The organism is Halomarinibacterium sedimenti, assembly GCF_019312585.1.
GTDB classification, from domain to species: Bacteria; Bacteroidota; Bacteroidia; order Flavobacteriales; family Flavobacteriaceae; genus Halomarinibacterium; species Halomarinibacterium sedimenti.
Genome location: NZ_JAHWDP010000002.1, coordinates 539,240 through 557,631, shown reverse-complemented (window position 1 = coordinate 557,631; position 18,392 = coordinate 539,240). Strand labels below are relative to the sequence as shown.

Here is an 18,392-nt window from a genome sequence, read left to right as displayed (position 1 = left end):
ATGAGTACAATATATTCAGTAGATAGTTTAAAAGAAATAGCTGGTGACGACCAAGATTTTATGGCAGTAGTAGCCGAAACTTTTTTAACTGAAATCCCACCAGATTTAGAAGCGCTAGTAGGAGCAGTGGAAAATGACAACAGAGAATTGGCCTATCAATTTGCTCATAAAATGAAGCCCAATATCGAAATGTTTGGTATCGATTTATTAAAGGATATTACAGCTATTGAAACCTGGACGCGATCATCCAAAAATAAAAGTGCCATACAAGACACGGTAGAAAAAGTAAACACCACCCTGCACAAAGTTTTTGAACAGCTTAAAAAAGACTTCGCCCTATAAATGCTTGCCGAAATAATTACCATTGGTGATGAAATTCTCATAGGCCAAATTGTAGATACCAATTCGGCTTTTATAAGTCAGCAACTCAATAAAATTGGGGTGCAGGTGCATCAAATTACTTCCATTCAAGACGACAGAGAGCATATCCTTTCCACCTTTAAAGAGGCTTCACAAAGAGCCGATTTAGTTTTAGTTACGGGGGGTTTAGGGCCTACCAAAGACGACATTACAAAACAATGTTTTTGCGAATTTTTTGAGGATACATTGGTGGAAGATGCCGTAACTAAAAAGCATATTCAGTATTTATTCGATAAGTATTTTCAGAAAACACCTACTCAAATGAATTTGGATCAAGCTTTGGTTCCTTCAAAAGCGACAATTCTTTTGAATGAACACGGAACCGCTCCAGGTATGTGGATGGAAAAAGACGGCGTGGTGTTTGTTTCGATGCCTGGTGTGCCCTATGAAATGAAATATTTACTCACGGAAAAAGTCTTTCCGAAAGTAATTGAACATTTCCAGCGACCCTTTATCTACCATAAAACCTTACTTACCTACGGATTGGGCGAAAGCGCCATTGCCGAAAGAATTGAAGAATGGGAAGATGGATTGCCCAAACATATAAAGTTAGCGTATTTGCCTTCTATGGGAAGAGTCCGACTAAGATTATCCTCAAAAAGTAATGATGAGGTAAGAGTAAAAGAGGACGTTGATATATTAATGGACGAACTTGTAGAAAAATTAAAAGATATTGCCATTGGTTTTGAAGAAGAAACTTCGGTGGTCGATAGAATAGGTTCTTTATTAATTAAACAAGGAAAGACCTTAAGTTTAGCCGAAAGCTGTACAGGAGGCGCTATTGCCGAAGAAATTACCCAATTGGCTGGGGTTTCCAGTTTTTATAGAGGAAGTATTATACCGTATGCAACCGAGTTAAAAACTTCGATTTTAGGGGTAGATGCAGCGCTTATAAAAAAGCATAATGTGGTAAGTATTCCAGTTGCAGAGGCGATGGCAATCCAATCCACAAAAATATTTAAAAGTGATTATGCTGTTGCGACTACAGGGATTGCAGGACCTAGTAAGGGCGATGGCGATGATGAGGTGGGTACGGTATGCATTGCTATTGCTGGCCCTAGCGGTGTTGTTTCGGAAAAATTTCTCTTTGGGAAAGCACGTGAACGCGTTATTAGAAAGTCGGTAAATAAGGCTTTTGAAATGCTTCTAAAAGAAATTTCAAAAAACTAAATTTCTTTTGTTGTACACCACAATTAATTTTATTAAATTTGCACCCTGTTTAAAAATAACTATCAAAAATTAGGTTATGTCAAGAGTTTGTGAGCTAACTGGAAAAAAGGCGATGGTTGGAAACAACGTATCCCACGCGATGAACAAAACCAAGCGTAAGTTTAACGTTAACTTGGTTAAGAAGCGTTTTTATATTCCTGAAGAAGATAAGTGGATTACATTACGTGTTTCTACTTCGGCAATGAAAAATATTAACAAAAAAGGAATTTCTGCAGTGATTAAAGAAGCTCGTGCAAACGGTCATCTTTCAAAGTAATTGCATAACCATAAAGTCTATTTACAATGGCTAAAAAAGGAAACAGAGTTCAAGTAATCTTAGAATGCACAGAGCATAAAGAAAGTGGTATGCCAGGAACTTCTCGCTATATCACTACCAAAAATAAAAAGAACACTCCAGATAGAATGGAGTTGAAGAAATTCAACCCAATCTTGAAGAAAATGACTGTTCATAAAGAAATCAAGTAAAAATAGAGCGTCATGGCAAAGAAATCAGTAGCAACGTTACAAACCGGATCTAAGCGTTTAACAAAAGCAATAAAAATGGTAAAGTCGCCAAAGACTGGAGCTTATACCTTTGTGGAAGCTATTATGGCACCAGAAGCAGTAAACGACTGGTTGAACAAACAATAATCAACCGTACAATATATACCTGAAGCCACTTTTTTACGAAGGTGGCTTTTTGTATTTTTGATGATTGCTTTAACAAAACATAATCTCATTTCAAATACATGAGTTTTTTTAAAAAAATATTTTCCAAAGAAAAAAAGGAAACACTTGATAAAGGTCTAGAGAAATCTAAAAACACTTTCCTCGATAAACTTTCCAAGGCTGTTGCCGGTAAAAGTAAAGTAGATGACGATGTCCTTGATAATTTAGAAGAAGTATTAGTGTCTAGTGATGTTGGTGTAAATACAACTCTAAAAGTAATTGAGCGTATAGAAGCTCGAGTAGCTAAAGATAAGTATTTGGGAACTGAAGAATTAAATCAAATTCTAAGAGAGGAAATAGCGGGACTTTTAAGTGAAACCAATACAGGTGAAGCGACAGAATTTGCAATTCCTGAAGGAAAAAAACCGTATGTAATTATGGTGGTAGGAGTAAATGGTGTTGGAAAAACCACAACCATTGGAAAACTTGCCTATCAATTTAAAAAAGCAGGAAAAAAAGTAGTGTTAGGTGCTGCCGATACCTTTCGTGCTGCCGCGATTGATCAACTTCAAATCTGGGCAGATAGAACCGATGTTCCCATAGTAAAACAGAGTATGGGAAGTGATCCAGCAAGTGTTGCTTTCGATACATTAGAAAGTGCGGTGAATCAAGATGCAGATGTGGTAATTATTGATACCGCTGGTCGTTTACACAATAAAGTGAATTTAATGAACGAGCTTACTAAGGTAAAACGGGTGATGCAAAAAGTAGTGGTAAATGCACCCCATGATGTATTATTAGTGTTGGATGGTTCTACGGGACAAAATGCATTTGAACAAGCCAAACAATTTACTGCAGCCACAGAGGTGACCTCCCTTGCAGTCACTAAATTGGATGGAACTGCCAAAGGGGGTGTGGTAATTGGAATTAGCGATCAGTTTCAAATTCCTGTAAAATATATTGGTGTGGGAGAAGGAATAGAAGACCTTCAAGTTTTTAATAAGTTTGAGTTTGTGGATTCTTTTTTTAAGTAACTTCGCTTAAAATTAATTCACTTTATGATTCATCCACATACCGAGTTGAGCTTTATCAACGATGAAATTGGTCACGGTGTTGTAGCCACTCAGTTTATTCCCGCGGGCACTATTACTTGGGTACTTGACGAATTAGACAGAACTTTTACTCCAAAGCAATTTCAGAAAATGAATGAATTGTACCAAGATATCTTAGAAACATATAGCTTTCGAAATAGCAGCGGGAACTTTGTGCTTTGCTGGGATCATGGACGATTTGTAAATCATAGTTTTAAATCCAATTGTCTTTCCACGGCCTACGATTTTGAAATAGCCATTAGAGATATTCATCCGGGCGAACAACTTACCGATGATTACGGCTATTTAAATATTTCTATGCCGTTTAAAGCTGCAGACGAAGGGACTAAACGTAAAATGGTTTATCCAGACGATTTAGAAAAATACTATCCAGAGTGGGATAAAAAATTGGAAGAGAATTTTCCAAAAATCCCCAAAGTGCCTCAACCATTAGCACCCTTACTTCCTAAAAGTGTTCAAAAAGAAATAGATGCAGTTTTATTAGGTAAAAAACCACTTGCATCCATTTTAGAATTGTATTACAAGCCTAAATAGGTTTCCTTTCCATAGTTTAAAGTATCTTTGCAGCTTCAAATCAAAGAATCCATGCGGACTAAGAGTTTAAAGAAGAACAAAATCAATGTAGTGACCTTGGGCTGTTCCAAAAATGTTTACGACAGTGAAGTGCTCATGGGGCAACTACGTGCCAATAATAAAGAGGTTGTTCACGAAGAGGAAGGCAATATTGTAGTGATTAATACCTGTGGATTCATCGCCAATGCAAAGGAAGAAAGTGTGAATACCATTTTGGAATTTGTTCAGAAAAAAGAAGAAGGATTGGTCGATAAAGTATTTGTGACTGGCTGCCTTTCGGAAAGATACAAACCCGATTTACAAAAAGAAATCCCAAATGTTGATGAGTATTTTGGAACTACCGAATTACCTGGTTTATTGAAAGCCCTTGGTGCCGATTACAAACACGAGCTTATTGGAGAACGTCTTACCACAACCCCTAAAAACTACGCGTATTTAAAAATAGCCGAAGGTTGCGATCGTCCCTGTTCGTTTTGTGCCATTCCCATCATGCGAGGAAAACACCGAAGCACACCTATTGAAGATTTGGTAATCGAAGCTGAAAAATTAGCTGCAAACGGCGTAAAAGAACTTATTCTTATTGCACAAGATTTAACCTATTATGGGTTGGATTTATACAAAAAGAGAGATTTAGCTAGATTACTCAAGGAGCTTGTTAAAGTAGAAGGTATTGAATGGATTCGTTTGCATTATGCCTTTCCCACAGGCTTTCCTATGGAAGTGTTGCAAGTGATGCGTAACGAACCTAAAATTTGTAATTATATCGATATTCCCTTGCAGCATATTTCAGACAGTATTCTAAAATCTATGCGCCGCGGAACAACTCAAGAGAAAACAACAAAATTGCTGAAAGAATTTCGCGAAGCGGTACCAGAAATGGCTATTAGAACTACGTTAATTGTGGGATATCCCGGCGAAACCGAAGAAGATTTTCAAACCTTAAAGCAGTGGGTTCAAGAAATGCGTTTTGAACGCTTGGGTTGTTTTACGTATTCCCACGAAGAAAATACCCATGCTTACAATTTGGAGGACGACGTTCCGGAGGAAGTGAAAATGGAGCGTGCCAATGAAATTATGGATATTCAATCGCAGATCTCTTGGGAGTTAAATCAGGAAAAAATTGGAAAGGAATTCCGTGTGCTTATCGATAGAAAAGAAGGTGGATATTATGTGGGAAGAACTGAATTTGATAGCCCAGATGTGGATAATGAAGTGTTGATAAATGCAGAAGAAGGTTATTTGAGAACCGGTGATTTTTTCCAAATTAAAATTACAGATGCTTCCGACTTTGATTTGTACGGAGAACTCGCAAAAAGCTAGTATTTTATAATGAAATATTTTTTCTTTTTTTCGGTGGTGTTTTTTTGGAGTTGCAAAGAAACTTCTGAAAAGCAAGAAACAGCCCAAAAGGTAAATGAGGTTGTTGTTTCCATAAAAAATCCTTCGGCTGAAAATAGCTCACTGCCTCGATTATTCAGTAATGGAGAGGAACTATTTCTTTCTTGGATTTCAAAAAAAGATTCACTCTCCATTTTAAATTATTCAAAATATAGCGATGGGGTTTGGTTGCCTTCTGAAGAAATTATTTCGGGGACCGATTGGTTTGTTAACTGGGCAGATTTCCCTCAAATTGCCGAAAATAGCGGAAACATTCTTACAAGTTATCTTCAAAAATCGGCAGACGGAACCTATACCTACGATGTTAAGTTGAATCTTTACAACGATTCCACCAAAACGTGGAAACGTAATTTTATTCTACATAACGATGGAACAAAAAGTGAACACGGGTTTGTTTCCATACAACCCTATGTGTCTAATTCTTTTTTTGTGACCTGGTTAGATGGTCGAAATACCGCAGGAGGTCATGAAAATCATTCTGAACATGGGAATAGTGCTATGAATTTGCGAGGAGCCATCGTATTTGAAGATGGCACGATAGATTATGATAAAATTCTTGATGATCGTGTTTGTGATTGCTGTAATACTGCAGCGGCAATTGGTTCAAATGATGAATTAATTGTCGTTTATAGGGACAGAAGCGAAGAAGAAGTAAGAGATATTTCAATGAAACGTTGGACACGAGATAGTAATTGGTTACCACCAATAACTATTGGCAATGACCAATGGAAAATAGCAGGTTGTCCTGTCAATGGTCCTGCTGTTGATACATATGAAAGTTCCACAGCGGTAGCCTGGTTTACAGGCGTAGGAGATGAAGGAAAAGTAAATGTCGCTTTTTCAGGAAACTATAAAAACCCAATTCGAGTAGATGCTGGCAATGCAACAGGAAGGGTAGATATAGTGATGCTTTCTGAAACGGAAGCTGCTGTTTTATGGATGGAACCTCAAGGAGAGGATGAGGTCATTCAATTGGTAAAAGTTTCTTCCAATGGTGATAATGGAGTACCCATTACGATTTCAAAAACCAGTCGTGAACGTGCTAGCGGCTTCCCACAATTGGAAAAAGTAGGAGATACCTTGTTTGTTGCTTGGACTGTTACTGCTAAAGAAAGTTCAAAAATTGAGATGGCATCCGTATCTTTGAATGTATTGTAGCATTATATTCTGAAATTCAAACTTCTTATTATCGGCCATACATTTCCTGAGCCTAGCACCACGGCCGCGGGTAACAGAATGATGCAATTAATTTCACTTTTTCAAGAGGCTGGATATACCATCACATTTGCATCTACGGCTTCTGAAACAGAATATTCTGAAACATTACAGCATCGAGAGATTACAACAAGGACTATTTTATTAAATAATGCTTCTTTTGATTCTTTTGTAACAGAACTTAACCCCTCCATCGTGCTTTTTGATCGCTATATCACCGAAGAACAATTTGGTTGGCGGGTGGCAGAAAACTGTCCTAATGCGCTTCGGATTTTAGACACAGAAGATTTACATTTTCTACGAAAGGCGAGAGAAGAGGCTTTTAAAAAAAATATGGAAATCGATTTGTTTTCAGAAACGGCAAAACGAGAATTGGCGAGCATTATACGTAGCGATTTGTCGTTAATCATTTCGGAAGCTGAAATGACACTGCTGAAGGATACATTTCAAATTCCTTTGGGAATACTATACTACCTCCCCTTTTTGTTCGAAGAAAATTCAGAAAATGTTCCTTCCTTTCAAGAGCGCCAGCATTTTATTTCCATAGGTAATTTTCTACATGCGCCCAATGTAGATGCAGTCGTTTTTCTGAAAAATGATATTTGGCCCAAAATAAAACAACAACTTCCCGAAGCCGAATTGCATATCTACGGAGCGTATGCCCCCAAACATATTTTAGAAATGCATAATAAAAAGGAAGGTTTTATCATAAAAGGCTGGGCCGAAAATGTAAAAACCGTGATGGAAAAAGCAAAAGTGTGTTTAGCCCCCTTACGATTTGGCGCAGGATTAAAAGGAAAGCTATTGGATGCAGCAATAAACGGAACCCCTGCAGTTACTACATCCATTGGCGCAGAAGGGATGTATACCATAGCTATTTCAAGAGAGGATGTTTCAGCGTTTGTGGATGCTTCGGTACCACTTTATTCCCAAGAAAAAATCTGGAAAGAACAGCAAAAAGAAGCCTTTCAAGTGGTAGCAAAGCATTTTAAACGGGAAAATTTTTCAAAAGATTTTATTGAAAAAATAAACCGACTACAAACTCAATTGAAACAACATCGACAAGCCCATTTCATGGGGCAAATTCTGCAGCATCAATCGCTACAAGCCACCAAGTTTATGAGTAAATGGATTGAGGAAAAACATAAAATCAAGGCTGAATAAAAAAACCCTCCTAAAGGAGGGTTTTAGTTTTAAATGGGGAGTTTTTTAAAAATTGAAATCCAAACGTCCAAAGTAATAGGCTCCGCCAAATCCCATTTGTACAGAATCCCAATATCCTCCTGCTTCGGTCCAGTCATCTTGTTGGTCTGGGTAAACGTTAAATAAGTTGTTACTTCCAATACTTAACTTAACACCCTCTGAAAGTTGATATCCAATGGTTAAATCTGTTACAAATTTTGCTCCGTAGGTATCTGTAGCTGCTGCAACTAGGTTATTAAAACCACCATAATCTGCAGGATCTTCAAACATTTGAAAATCTAAAAGTTGTACTTCGCTAAAGCGAGTTTCAGAAACGGCGAAATTCCATTTGTCGATGGCGTACATAAGATTTAAACCAAATTTACTGTCAGGAGCAGAAGCCAATAAAAAGTATTTGTCTCTTTCTCCAAAAAAGGTCTGTTCGTCTAAGCTTCCATTTTTTACTTTGGTAATTTCCATATCATTTAAGTTCCCTACAAATGCAGCATTAAAGGTTCCATTACCAAGGGCTGTTCTATAAGAGAGAACGACATCCAAACCTAAAGTTTCTGTATCGGCTCCGTTAGCGAAAAACTGTGCAGCTTCTACCCCTGGAATGTTGGTAGCATCAAAATTTCCGGTTAATACAATACGGTCTTTAATACTTATAAAATAACCATCTACCGTAGCCGTAAAGCTTCCAAATTTTCCTGTAACTCCTAATCCAGCATTAAAGGCAGTTTCTTCTTGTAGCGGTCCAATTCCAAAAGATCTAGTTACAGGGCTATTGTTTGGCGATAATACAGACTCTAAGGCTTCTCCTCCAACAAAGTTGGTAAATCTTAAGTTGTAATAAATTTGAACGAGTGATGGGGCTCTAAAACCAGTACTTACGGAAGCTCTCACATTAACATCATCAGACGCTTTAATTCGAGTAGCTAATTTACCGTTTAACGTACTTCCAAAGTCGCTATAGTTTTCGTAACGTACAGCACCACTTAATAAAAATGCATCCGAAATATCTACTTCAGCATCTGTATATAAGGATACGTTAGACCTGCTTCTATCTACTTCATTGGCTGGGCTATACCCAGGAAATCCTTGAGACCCTCCTGGTCTAGGATCTCCAGAAATAGGATCTACCGGCTGAGTTTGTGTTGCTGGATTGGTGATGATAATTCCATCCTCATCAAAAGTGCCATAAGAGCCAGGTTCTCCAGCAAAAATGGTAAATCTTTCGGTACGATATTCTGCACCAAATGCAAGGTTTAAACCACTGGCAACATCTTCAAAATATTTTGAAAAATCGACATTAAATGAATTTTGACTTAACGAGTGCCCACCAGCATCAAAATCGGTAGGGGAAGTTGCTCCCAAGGAAGCATTGAGGGTGCCTTTTATAAAATAGTGAAAGTTGTTCTTTCCCCAAGTATTACTAATATCGGCTTTCCATTCGTTTCCTAAATCGGTTCTTACCCCAAAAGAAACAGAATTGTCTATAATATTTGAGGTAATTCTTGGTGTAAATCCATTAGGATAAATTGAAGGAATCACACGAGCACCGCCATTTCGAGTAAAAGCATAGGCATCGGTATCTCTATAGTTTCTTCCTCCAAAGGCATAGATTTCTGTAAATTCACTAACAGGAAGAACAAGGTTTCCCATAAAATTAAACCCTTCAATTGCTGCTTCTCCAAATCCTTTTCTAAAATCGAATGCAGGACGTAGTGTTTTATTTTTCTTTAGGTATTCTCCTGTGAAATTTACAAAACCTCCTTTTTCACCTAATGCCACTCCATAGTTAACACCAGCTTTCACAGAACCTCCATCAAAACTTTGATCCGATCCAATTTTATTTCCGTCAGTATCGGTTTCTAAACGAAAACCATCGGTATTCCAAACTCCATAATCGTCTTCGGCAAATGCACTAGTATCTACATCGGCATTGGTACTATAGGCACCATAATTTACAAACCCTGTTACCTCATCCGTGGTATCTTTTAATACAATATTTATGACCCCAGCAATAGCATCAGAGCCATATTGCGCAGCAGCACCATCTCTTAAAATTTCTATACGCTTTATAGCCGATGCTGGTATTGCGTTTAAATCGGTTCCCGTATTACCACGACCTCTTGTTCCAAAGATATTAACCAAAGAAGATTGGTGTCTTCTTTTACCATTAATAAGCACCAATGTTTGATCGGGACCTAATCCTCTCAGTGAAGCAGGATCAATATGGTCTGCTCCATCAGATCCAGATTGTTTATTAGCATTAAAAGAAGGAGCTGCGTATTGTAACAACTCATTAATTTCTATTTTACCAGCTTGTGTTGTAACACTTTGTACATCTATTATATCGATCGCAACAGGGGTGTCCGTGGCGGTGCGTTTGGAGCTACGTGAACCCACTAATTGTACTGCATCCAGCAGAAATCCTTCCGTGAGAATTACATTTATCTCACTTTGCCCATTTACAGCCATTTCTTGGGTTTCGAAACCTACATAGCTAAATTCTAACACTGCATTTTCAGAAACTTGAAGAGAATACTTACCATCAAAATCGCTTGTAACTCCATTGGAAGTTCCTTTTTCTACCACATTCACACCTGAAAGAGGAATGTTGTTGTTGTCTTTAATAACTCCTTTTACGGTAGTTTGAGAAAGTACTGAGAAGCCCATAAGGCAAAAAAGCATACCAAAAATAATTTTTTTCATAATGTTAGGTTGTTTGTTTACATACCTAAATTACCTTTTTTTATTGAATAAAATTATCTTGAGAAAAAATAAAGTGTCCTATTACTATTTACCTTTGGATATACGGTTTCGCTAAATCTGTTTCGGCGGCGATGTAGCCAAAGGAAGCCCAATCATTGCCTTTTAAGATTTCTTCAAAAATTTCCATTCCTTTTTGTGGGTTTCCGTTATACCAAACCCAATTTCCAATGGCATATTTTAAGGCACTGTTTGAAGCACTTTCTTCTGTTGGGAAAGGATATAATTCCTCTAACGGAATTTCCCCTTTGTAAAAAAGACACGCCTGATAATAGGTGGTGTTTTCAATTACGTTCATGCCTGGTTTTATATTCCGAAGGTAATTATCTCCCGCTTCTTTGCGACCCATTCGGTTTTGTATCATATAAATCCAGTGCGTTGCCGAAACCACATTATCTGGAGCATTTGAGGTTGATAAACAGGATTTAAAAGCATCCAAGGCTTTAGGTAATTGGCGGTCTAGGTAATAGGCCAATCCCAAATGGTAATAAATATTCCCATGCAAAGTACTCACAGGGATGTTTTGTGCGTTGGGCATGCCATCCTCTTCAATTTGGTTTTCGGTATCTTTTATAAGTTCAGCCGCAAGAGAAAGATCGGCTATGGCTTTGTCAAATTCACGAACTGTTATATATCGGTGGCCACGGTGGCGCAACAATCTTGGTTGGTTAGGAAACTGCTCCAATCCGTAACTGTAAATCGCAATAGCCTTACGATAATCTCCAGTATAGGCTTGAAAGCGACCATACCATATCAAATTTTCTAAACTGTCTGGGTCTTTCTCGAAGGCTTTTTTCTTTTCTAGGTATTGAGCCGAAAGTTTTTCATCTGGTGTTGCTGAAAATAAAGTATCGCCACTTTGAGCAATCGCTTGATAGGGATGATTCCAATCATTGGAAATTTCAACTTCTTCAGAGTGATTTTTACAGCCTAAAAAGCTTAAAACGCAGAATAAAAATAGGAGTTTTTCCATGAGGTTAAAGATACATTTTTGACTTTAAATTTTCCGAAGAAAATTTGAATTCGAGAATTACGTATTTGTACTTACTTGAATTGTAGCGGATTACATTTAGCTTTGAGTATAACAAAAAAGCAGTAATATGGATGTACAAATGAATACTCCCTATCGTGTAGGCGAATGGTTACCCAGTGATGTAAAATTTCTTCAAAATTGGTTAAAGGATCTTATTGTTGAGGTAGACAATACCCCAAAAGAGTGGCATCCTGTCGTAGAGGATTTAAAAAATTTAATTGAAGGTGATGCCAAACTGTATATGCTTTTTAACCTTATGTTTGAGCAAGTGCCAGAGAAATACAAGCACAATCCTGCCGGAGGTCCGCAAGTGCGTAATTATTTGCATGCACTGGAACTCATCAATACCATTATAACCAAAGCTCCCGAATATAATGAAACGGGTTTGGTGGGATTCCCTATTAATGCCATTTTTGATTATAGCATGGGAACCTCGGCTGGTTTTGCTGCGTTTTTGGACCCTCGCCTTAATGCACAATTAAAAAAGGTGCTTAACGAATGGGGAAAATTTCTAGACTCAAAAGACTCTGCCTATGTGCTGAATGAAAATCCGCGTAGTGGATGGTTTGGGGAAGATGCCAAAAAAGCAATGCCCACCTTTATCGAAGACTTTGTGTGCGATCCCACGCTACCGCATTACGGATTTACCTCCTGGGACGATTTCTTTACACGCGAGTTTAGAGAAGGCATTCGGCCTGTGGCGAGTCCTGAAGATGACAACGTGATTGTAAACGCGTGTGAGTCGGCACCCTACCGAAAAAGTGTAAATGTACCACTACAAAACACCTTTTGGATTAAAGGACAACCCTATGCCTTGTCGCATATGCTCAATCACGATCCCTACACCCAATTATTTGAAAACGGTACCGTATACCAAGCCTTTTTAAGCGCCTTGAGTTACCATCGTTGGCATAGCCCTGTAAGCGGCACTATAAAAAAAGCCTATGTGATTGACGGCACCTATTATTCGGAAACCTTGGCCGAAGGCTACGATCCTTCGGGGCCTAATAAATCGCAGGGGTATATTACCGAGGTCGCTACAAGAGCCTTAATCTTTATTGAAGCCGATAATCCCGCCATTGGGCTCATGTGTTTTATGCCCGTAGGAATGGCTGAAGTATCTACTTGCGACATTACCGTGTACGAAGGACAACACGTAGAAAAAGGAGAGGAGATAGGAATGTTTCATTTTGGAGGCTCTACGCATTGCTTAATTTTTCAACCTCATGTAAAACTCGATTTTGACTTTCATGGTCAAAAACCGGGTTTAAATTCTAGTAATATTAAAATTAACTCACGAATTGCTACGGTAATTCCATAAAACTAAACATTATGAAAACAGAAGTAGAAAGTATTGGTAGCGGATTTCAAAATACAAAAGATACAAATTCAAGAGCCATAGGCGATGTAATTGCCATGCAAATGGCATCTATTACTTATTGTTCATTAGACGGTTCCAATTCCGTAAAAAATACCTTAAAACAATATTTGCCTAGTTGGCAACTTGTTTGGGAGCCTGTTCAAGCTATTCAGGGAGATTGGGCCTTTATAGCATATAATGGTGTTCAATATGTAATTGCCATTCGAGGCTCGATTTTAAATTTTTCGTGGGGTGCATTCGATAATTGGTTTAAACAAGACTTTAATTTATTTACACAGGTACCATGGACGTATACCGACGATACTAGCATTAATCCTAAGATTTCGAAAGGTTCAAGCGAATCTCTTACCAATTTAATGCAGTTGGTAGATAATAATGGTGATACCATGTTAAGTTTTCTACAAAAAAATGCTTTTCCTCAAGAAAAATGGATTTGCATAACAGGACATAGCCTTGGCGCCAATTCTGCAACCATTGTAGGGCCTTGGTTACAATACGAATTATTAAAAGGTGGATACACAATGCCAACCATTTTTTCGATTCTCACTTTTGCCGCCCCTTGTTCATGGAATGCAGGTTTTGCAGAACAATTTGATGCCAACTTAACACATACATGGCGTTATTATAACGAAATTGATGTCGTGCCTTATTCGGCAACCAATATTATAGGCGTAGGGAATTTATTCCCATCTCCAGCACCAAATGCACACAATATTACTGTTACCTACGATGGAATTACAGTTAGTCTAGCCGAAGCTTGTGATGCTATTCAAGCATCATTAGATATAAGTGAAGCCATAAATAAATCTTGGTACACGCCTGTAAATCAGTATAGAGGAAGTATTGCGCTCAATACGGGAAAAGAGATTTTCTCTGTTACAGGAAAAGACCCATTGGAACAGTGGTTTGAACAAGTGGGACAGCAACACGCTCATAACCATTATTTAAAATGGTTGGGGTCTGGTCCATTGACCTGTGCCAAATAAGTAATGGTAAATCCTTATTTTAGCAAGTACTATAGTATACCTTTTGGAGGTATATTTTCTGATTTGTTATTAAAAATTTCGTCACTATGAAATTAGTATTTGTTATTATTTTGAGTGTTTTATGTTTTCAAAACCCTACTATTTCAAATGTAGCATTAGAAGACTTTATTTTTTCAGAACAAGAACTTCCTAGGGGATGTAAATTGAAACCCATACTGAGTAGTGACAAGTTGCCTTGTGGTATTCAATCCAATCCCTTTATTTCTTCAGATTCTGATTTTTTAGTATGTTTTATGCGCATGATGCATCTAGGTTCAACCTTAGTACCCGATATCGAAAAAGGCTTGTTTTCAGTCTATGAAGATACTTCTGAAATTGGCATTTTTGGCTTAGAAACGAGTTCACCAGAAGTTGCCAAACAAATAAAAAAGGATATGCTTGCAAATAATCCTAATGATCCCAACGGCAAGATATTTTTGTCTGAAAATATCCTCATTTATCTGTGGCAGGACCAAGCCAGAAACCAATCCTTTAACGAAATTGAACAATTAATAAAGACAAAATTGGATTAACACATTGGTTTTGAGGATACACCAAGCTGAAAGTAATTTTGAATCTCAGAAACATAAGGACTAAAAACTAAAATTCTAAACTATGATTTATTATTGGGTACACATGATCTATATCTACATTGGGTCAAGAATATTCTGGAAAAAAGTTAAACCTACTTCTAAGTTAACTCGGACAAGAAGAGTTAATATTTTGGATTGCGAATCCTTTCGGTTTATGGCTAATTCAAAATATTTCTACTATATGGACCTAATTCGATACGAAGTAGTTTTTCGGTCAAAGCTGTATGAGAATACTATAAAAAAAGGCATGTTTGGTGTTTTAGCATCCCAAAAAATTATATACAAAAAGCCCCTAAGAATGTTTAAAAAGTTTGACATCACCTTAAAATTAGAAGGCTCAGATGACAAATGGGTATATCATAGACAAACCTTTAAGCAAAATAACCAAATATGCGCCATAGGATTCACAAAAGCTGGATTTTGGAAAAACAAAAAAGCACAGAGTATGACCGAAATTCTTATGAACAGTGATCCAGATTATGAAATGAAACCTCCTCCCGAAAAAGTTTTATTCATGTTTGAAAATGATTATCTAACCCTAAAAAATGGGCGTTAGCATTAAATAAAACCAAACACCTATTCCCAAAAAACAGGAGAACTTCCCATTGATATTTTTGAAATAAATTAAACCCACCCCTTCACTCTCTCAAATCCCAATTCCCTAAAATCTCCCACCACCTTATCGGCTAGGCTATAGTCTTGGTCTTCGCTATGGAGGCTGTTATAACCCACACAAAATATCCCAGCACTTTTCGCAGCGGCAATGCCGTTGGTAGAGTCCTCAATCACCATACACTGTGCTTTGGAGTGTCCCGAGGCTTGAGCGGCCTTGATAAAAATTTCGGGGTGGGGTTTGCTTTTGGCAAGGTCGGCACCGCTTAGTTTGGCGACAAAGTATTTGTTAAGGTCAAAGCGATCAAAAATTCGGTTAATATTGGTCATCGACGCCGAGGAGGCGAGTACGAGGGTAAGTCCGTTATGGTAATAGTCCTGTATTAACTCCAACACTCCAGGGAGCAGTTGGAGGGGGTTGTCGTGTTCAAATAAATATTTAAAATGCTTGCGTTTACACACCACTAAGCTTTGTGGGGTTTGGGTAAGCGAAAAGGTGCTTACTAATGTTTGGCAAATCTCTAGGGTGCTTTGTCCTGTAAAGCTGGTGTAAAGCGCTTCAGAAACGGGAATATTCATTTCTTCAAACATCTTAAAATAGGCCTTACGGTGTAGGGGTTCGGTATCTACAATCACCCCATCCATATCAAAAAGAACTGCTTTTAGCATCTAGTATCTTCTAATCTAGCACCCACACGTTGCTATTTACCATAAAAAGGCTGTTTACAAAAAATAGCTTTCCGTTTTCCCAAAAAGAACGGAACATGACATCGTCTACCAAATAGACAATGCTACCGCTTCCTAGTTGGGATTCTCCAAAGACTAAAGAGTTTTTAAGTCCTGCTTTGGCATCGTTTCCTGAAAATCCAGAAACGCTTACGGCATCGCCATCGATATAGCCTACATTATACCCATTTTCCAAAAATTGGTAGGAATCGTTCCCCAGTTTTAAACTGTAATAGGTGTCGCCATAGCCAAACGCCATAGGGTGGGAGGGGTCTAGTTTCACTTTGTAAATACTTCCTGTAATAAAGTTGGTGACACTGGCGCGTTCACGTTGGTCGTAAGGCGTAAGATTGCCTTTGGGCTTATCTTCTTCTTTTTCGGCTTCGTCTTTGGCGTTTTTCTTTAAGTCGAACCCATCCTTATCTACAAAACTCTTTAGGGCATTATCAATGGCAATGACTTTCCCTCCTTTTTGTATCCAGGCTTTTAAATCGCCTAAAGTACTGTCGTTTAAAAAACGATTGTACCAACCACTAGGCAATACCAAAACATCAATTTTGCTAAGGGCTTCCACACTAAAATCATCGGTATCGATGGACGTTACAGGATACTTGAGTTGTTGCTCCATAAAATGCCACAATGCACCATAACTTAAAGAGGACACGCCACTTCCTTTAAGCATGGCAATTCGGTTTTTGTTGATAATTTTTACATCGGTCGAGCCAAAATCGGTACCGTTATCGCTAAAACTAGTGGTGGCCACATTCAGATTTCTATGGTGTTTGTTGGCTGTTTTGGTGACAATTTCGGTGAATTTTTCGTTGGTGCGGTTATCACTTTTGGTAATCACCAAGCTTCCTTTACTGAATTTCTGCCCCTGGATACTCAAGTCCTTTTCCGAAAAGCGCACTTTAATATCTTGCTGGAGTAAATCGGCTAAAAAGGCAGCGTCTTGTAGGCTGTTCCATTCCACAATATATCCTGCTAAAGCCGAAGCTGGAGCCACTTGATTGATGACTTTTAAATTTGGATTTGTGCCATTAGCCGCAACCAAACTGGTACTTGCCACGGCGTCCAATCCATAGGCATACGGAAGACTCCATGCAGTGATATCGTAAGTAAGGGGTTCGTCCAATTTGGCGTCTTGTTCAAAAAGTACTTTTACCATTTTCCCTTTTGGCTGATTGGTACTTACTACCAAGGCTCCCGCAGCGTTCATACTTCCTTTGTTTCCTTGATAATTCAATCCGCTAACGCTTCCACCCGTGGCAAAGCCGTATTTTATTTCGTGTAAGTCTAACAATTGGGTGAGCGCATTGATTTTATCGGCATCTCCTTTTAACACATAACTTTTATACTTTAAAGCGCTATTATCGAAGAACTTTTTGAATTCGGTATTCAATTTTTTGGCATTCATCGAAGAAATTTCCACAGTAGAAAGCCCTGTGGTGGTATGATGCGCCACTCGGTCCACCAAGGTAAGCTCGTAGCCTTCATCGGTGTAAATCCCTAAACCTGCACGTCCGTGACCCGCTTGCTCGTAAGTCATCCCAATGGAACCCATATAGGTAGGGTAGGTATCACCGTAACTAGGGTATAGCAAATCGAAAAACTGACGGGTAAAAAATAACCAACCTTCTTTGTCGAAGTATTTGGCGTGGTTTTTCCCAATTTGCGTTTGGAAATCACGTTGCCAAGACGAAATAATTTCGTGATAGGGTTCTGCAGCAGGTGCAAAATAATAAGGTTCGTTAATTCCCTGCTCGTGAAAATCCACGTGTACGTGTGGTAACCACTGATTGTAAATTTTTATCCGTTGCTGGCTCTCCACTTGACTTGCCCACGCCCAATCGCGGTTGAGGTCAAACAGATAGTGATTTGGGCGACCTCCTGGCCAAGGTTCGTTGTGTTCGGTGGCAAGCTGCACAGGATTGTAAGGGGTGGCTTTTACTTGATTGTACCAGTTGGCATAGCGATCGCGACCGTCTGGGTTAATACAAGGGTCGATGATAACCACCGTATTTTCTAACCATGCTTGTTTTTCGGTAATGAGTTTATAGAGGGTAAGCATCGAGGCTTCGGTACTAGAAGCTTCGTTACCGTGTACGTTATAGCTTAACCACACAATGGCGATTTCCGGAGTAGCGTTTCCGCTTAAGATTCCCGTTTGTTTTAAATTATCGGTACGTATTTGCTCAATATTGGCAAGATTTTTAGGAGAAGAGATCACCGCATAGGTAAGCGGACGACGCTCGTAGGTCTTTCCGTAGGTTTGGTAAGTCACCATATTGCTATTGGCGGCAACATGTTCAAAATAGCGTACCACATCGGCATGGCGAGAAAACTCGGTGCCAATTTCATAGCCTAAAAATTCGGCTGGCGATTGAAGTTGTGCAATAGCAATACTTGAGGAAATAAATAAAATAAGTGCGAAAATATTTTTCATGGGTTAGAAAATTTTGAAGGGTT

Annotated in this window: 18 protein-coding genes; 14 read left to right on the top strand and 4 right to left on the bottom strand. The window is 38.5% G+C overall.

The genetic code is table 11. From position 1 onward, the window contains the following. From KXJ69_RS07055 to KXJ69_RS07010, 10 genes are all read left to right on the top strand, one after another. Positions 1-342 carry an Hpt domain-containing protein gene (locus KXJ69_RS07055; protein WP_219052287.1) on the top strand — a complete coding sequence of 114 codons (342 nt, stop codon included), beginning with the start codon at positions 1-3 and terminating at the stop codon, positions 340-342. Next, the gene (locus KXJ69_RS07050) at positions 343-1,590 is read left to right on the top strand and encodes a competence/damage-inducible protein A (RefSeq protein ID WP_219052286.1); all 1,248 of its coding nucleotides are present in this window, start codon (positions 343-345) and stop codon (positions 1,588-1,590) included. It abuts the gene before it with no gap. Between the two features lie 76 nt (positions 1,591-1,666). Beyond that, a complete protein-coding gene (gene rpmB / locus KXJ69_RS07045) occupies positions 1,667-1,906 on the top strand; it encodes a 50S ribosomal protein L28 (protein ID WP_219052285.1) in 240 nt (79 codons plus the stop codon). 26 nt (positions 1,907-1,932) lie between these two features. Continuing rightward, entirely contained in the window at positions 1,933-2,115 is a 183-nt protein-coding gene (gene rpmG, locus KXJ69_RS07040) for a 50S ribosomal protein L33 (RefSeq protein WP_219052284.1), read from the top strand. A 12-nt stretch (positions 2,116-2,127) separates the two neighbouring features. After that, complete coding sequence (locus KXJ69_RS07035) at positions 2,128-2,280, top strand: DUF4295 domain-containing protein (RefSeq protein WP_219052283.1); 153 nt, start codon at positions 2,128-2,130, stop codon at positions 2,278-2,280. 98 nt (positions 2,281-2,378) lie between these two features. Beyond that, on the top strand, positions 2,379-3,332 hold the full coding sequence (gene ftsY, locus KXJ69_RS07030) for a signal recognition particle-docking protein FtsY (RefSeq protein ID WP_219052282.1): 954 nt from the start codon (positions 2,379-2,381) through the stop codon (positions 3,330-3,332). A 24-nt stretch (positions 3,333-3,356) separates the two neighbouring features. Beyond that, the gene (locus KXJ69_RS07025) at positions 3,357-3,944 is read left to right on the top strand and encodes an SET domain-containing protein (RefSeq protein WP_219052281.1); all 588 of its coding nucleotides are present in this window, start codon (positions 3,357-3,359) and stop codon (positions 3,942-3,944) included. A 51-nt stretch (positions 3,945-3,995) separates the two neighbouring features. Continuing rightward, complete coding sequence (rimO, locus tag KXJ69_RS07020) at positions 3,996-5,303, top strand: 30S ribosomal protein S12 methylthiotransferase RimO (RefSeq protein WP_219052280.1); 1,308 nt, start codon at positions 3,996-3,998, stop codon at positions 5,301-5,303. 9 nt (positions 5,304-5,312) lie between these two features. Then, on the top strand, positions 5,313-6,539 hold the full coding sequence (locus KXJ69_RS07015; protein WP_219052279.1) for a hypothetical protein: 1,227 nt from the start codon (positions 5,313-5,315) through the stop codon (positions 6,537-6,539). Between the two features lie 78 nt (positions 6,540-6,617). Beyond that, entirely contained in the window at positions 6,618-7,760 is a 1,143-nt protein-coding gene (locus tag KXJ69_RS07010) for a glycosyltransferase (protein WP_219052278.1), read from the top strand. Between the two features lie 45 nt (positions 7,761-7,805). Here KXJ69_RS07010 and KXJ69_RS07005 read toward each other — a convergent pair whose 3' ends face one another. Together KXJ69_RS07005 and KXJ69_RS07000 are read right to left on the bottom strand one after the other, a co-directional pair. Next, complete coding sequence (locus KXJ69_RS07005; protein WP_219052277.1) at positions 7,806-10,496, bottom strand: TonB-dependent receptor; 2,691 nt, start codon at positions 10,494-10,496, stop codon at positions 7,806-7,808. An 88-nt stretch (positions 10,497-10,584) separates the two neighbouring features. Further along, positions 10,585-11,526: a tetratricopeptide repeat protein gene (locus KXJ69_RS07000; protein WP_219052276.1), complete on the bottom strand. Its 942-nt coding sequence runs from the start codon at positions 11,524-11,526 to the stop codon at positions 10,585-10,587. Positions 11,527-11,653: 127 nt separating this feature from the next. Between KXJ69_RS07000 and KXJ69_RS06995 the strand changes: the two genes are divergently transcribed. From KXJ69_RS06995 to KXJ69_RS06980, 4 genes are all read left to right on the top strand, one after another. Beyond that, positions 11,654-12,907 (top strand): phosphatidylserine decarboxylase family protein, encoded by a 1,254-nt coding sequence (locus KXJ69_RS06995; RefSeq protein ID WP_255571264.1) that lies wholly within the window; start codon positions 11,654-11,656, stop codon positions 12,905-12,907. 11 nt (positions 12,908-12,918) lie between these two features. Then, positions 12,919-13,953: a lipase family protein gene (locus KXJ69_RS06990; protein WP_219052275.1), complete on the top strand. Its 1,035-nt coding sequence runs from the start codon at positions 12,919-12,921 to the stop codon at positions 13,951-13,953. Between the two features lie 86 nt (positions 13,954-14,039). Beyond that, a complete protein-coding gene (locus tag KXJ69_RS06985) occupies positions 14,040-14,525 on the top strand; it encodes a hypothetical protein (protein WP_219052274.1) in 486 nt (161 codons plus the stop codon). An 82-nt stretch (positions 14,526-14,607) separates the two neighbouring features. Then, complete coding sequence (locus KXJ69_RS06980) at positions 14,608-15,141, top strand: acyl-CoA thioesterase (protein WP_308701032.1); 534 nt, start codon at positions 14,608-14,610, stop codon at positions 15,139-15,141. Positions 15,142-15,209: 68 nt separating this feature from the next. Here KXJ69_RS06980 and KXJ69_RS06975 read toward each other — a convergent pair whose 3' ends face one another. Then, positions 15,210-15,866 carry an HAD family hydrolase gene (locus KXJ69_RS06975; RefSeq protein WP_219052272.1) on the bottom strand — a complete coding sequence of 219 codons (657 nt, stop codon included), beginning with the start codon at positions 15,864-15,866 and terminating at the stop codon, positions 15,210-15,212. Positions 15,867-15,876: 10 nt separating this feature from the next. Next, positions 15,877-18,369: a M14 metallopeptidase family protein gene (locus KXJ69_RS06970; RefSeq protein WP_219052271.1), complete on the bottom strand. Its 2,493-nt coding sequence runs from the start codon at positions 18,367-18,369 to the stop codon at positions 15,877-15,879. Positions 18,370-18,392 lie beyond the last annotated feature (23 nt).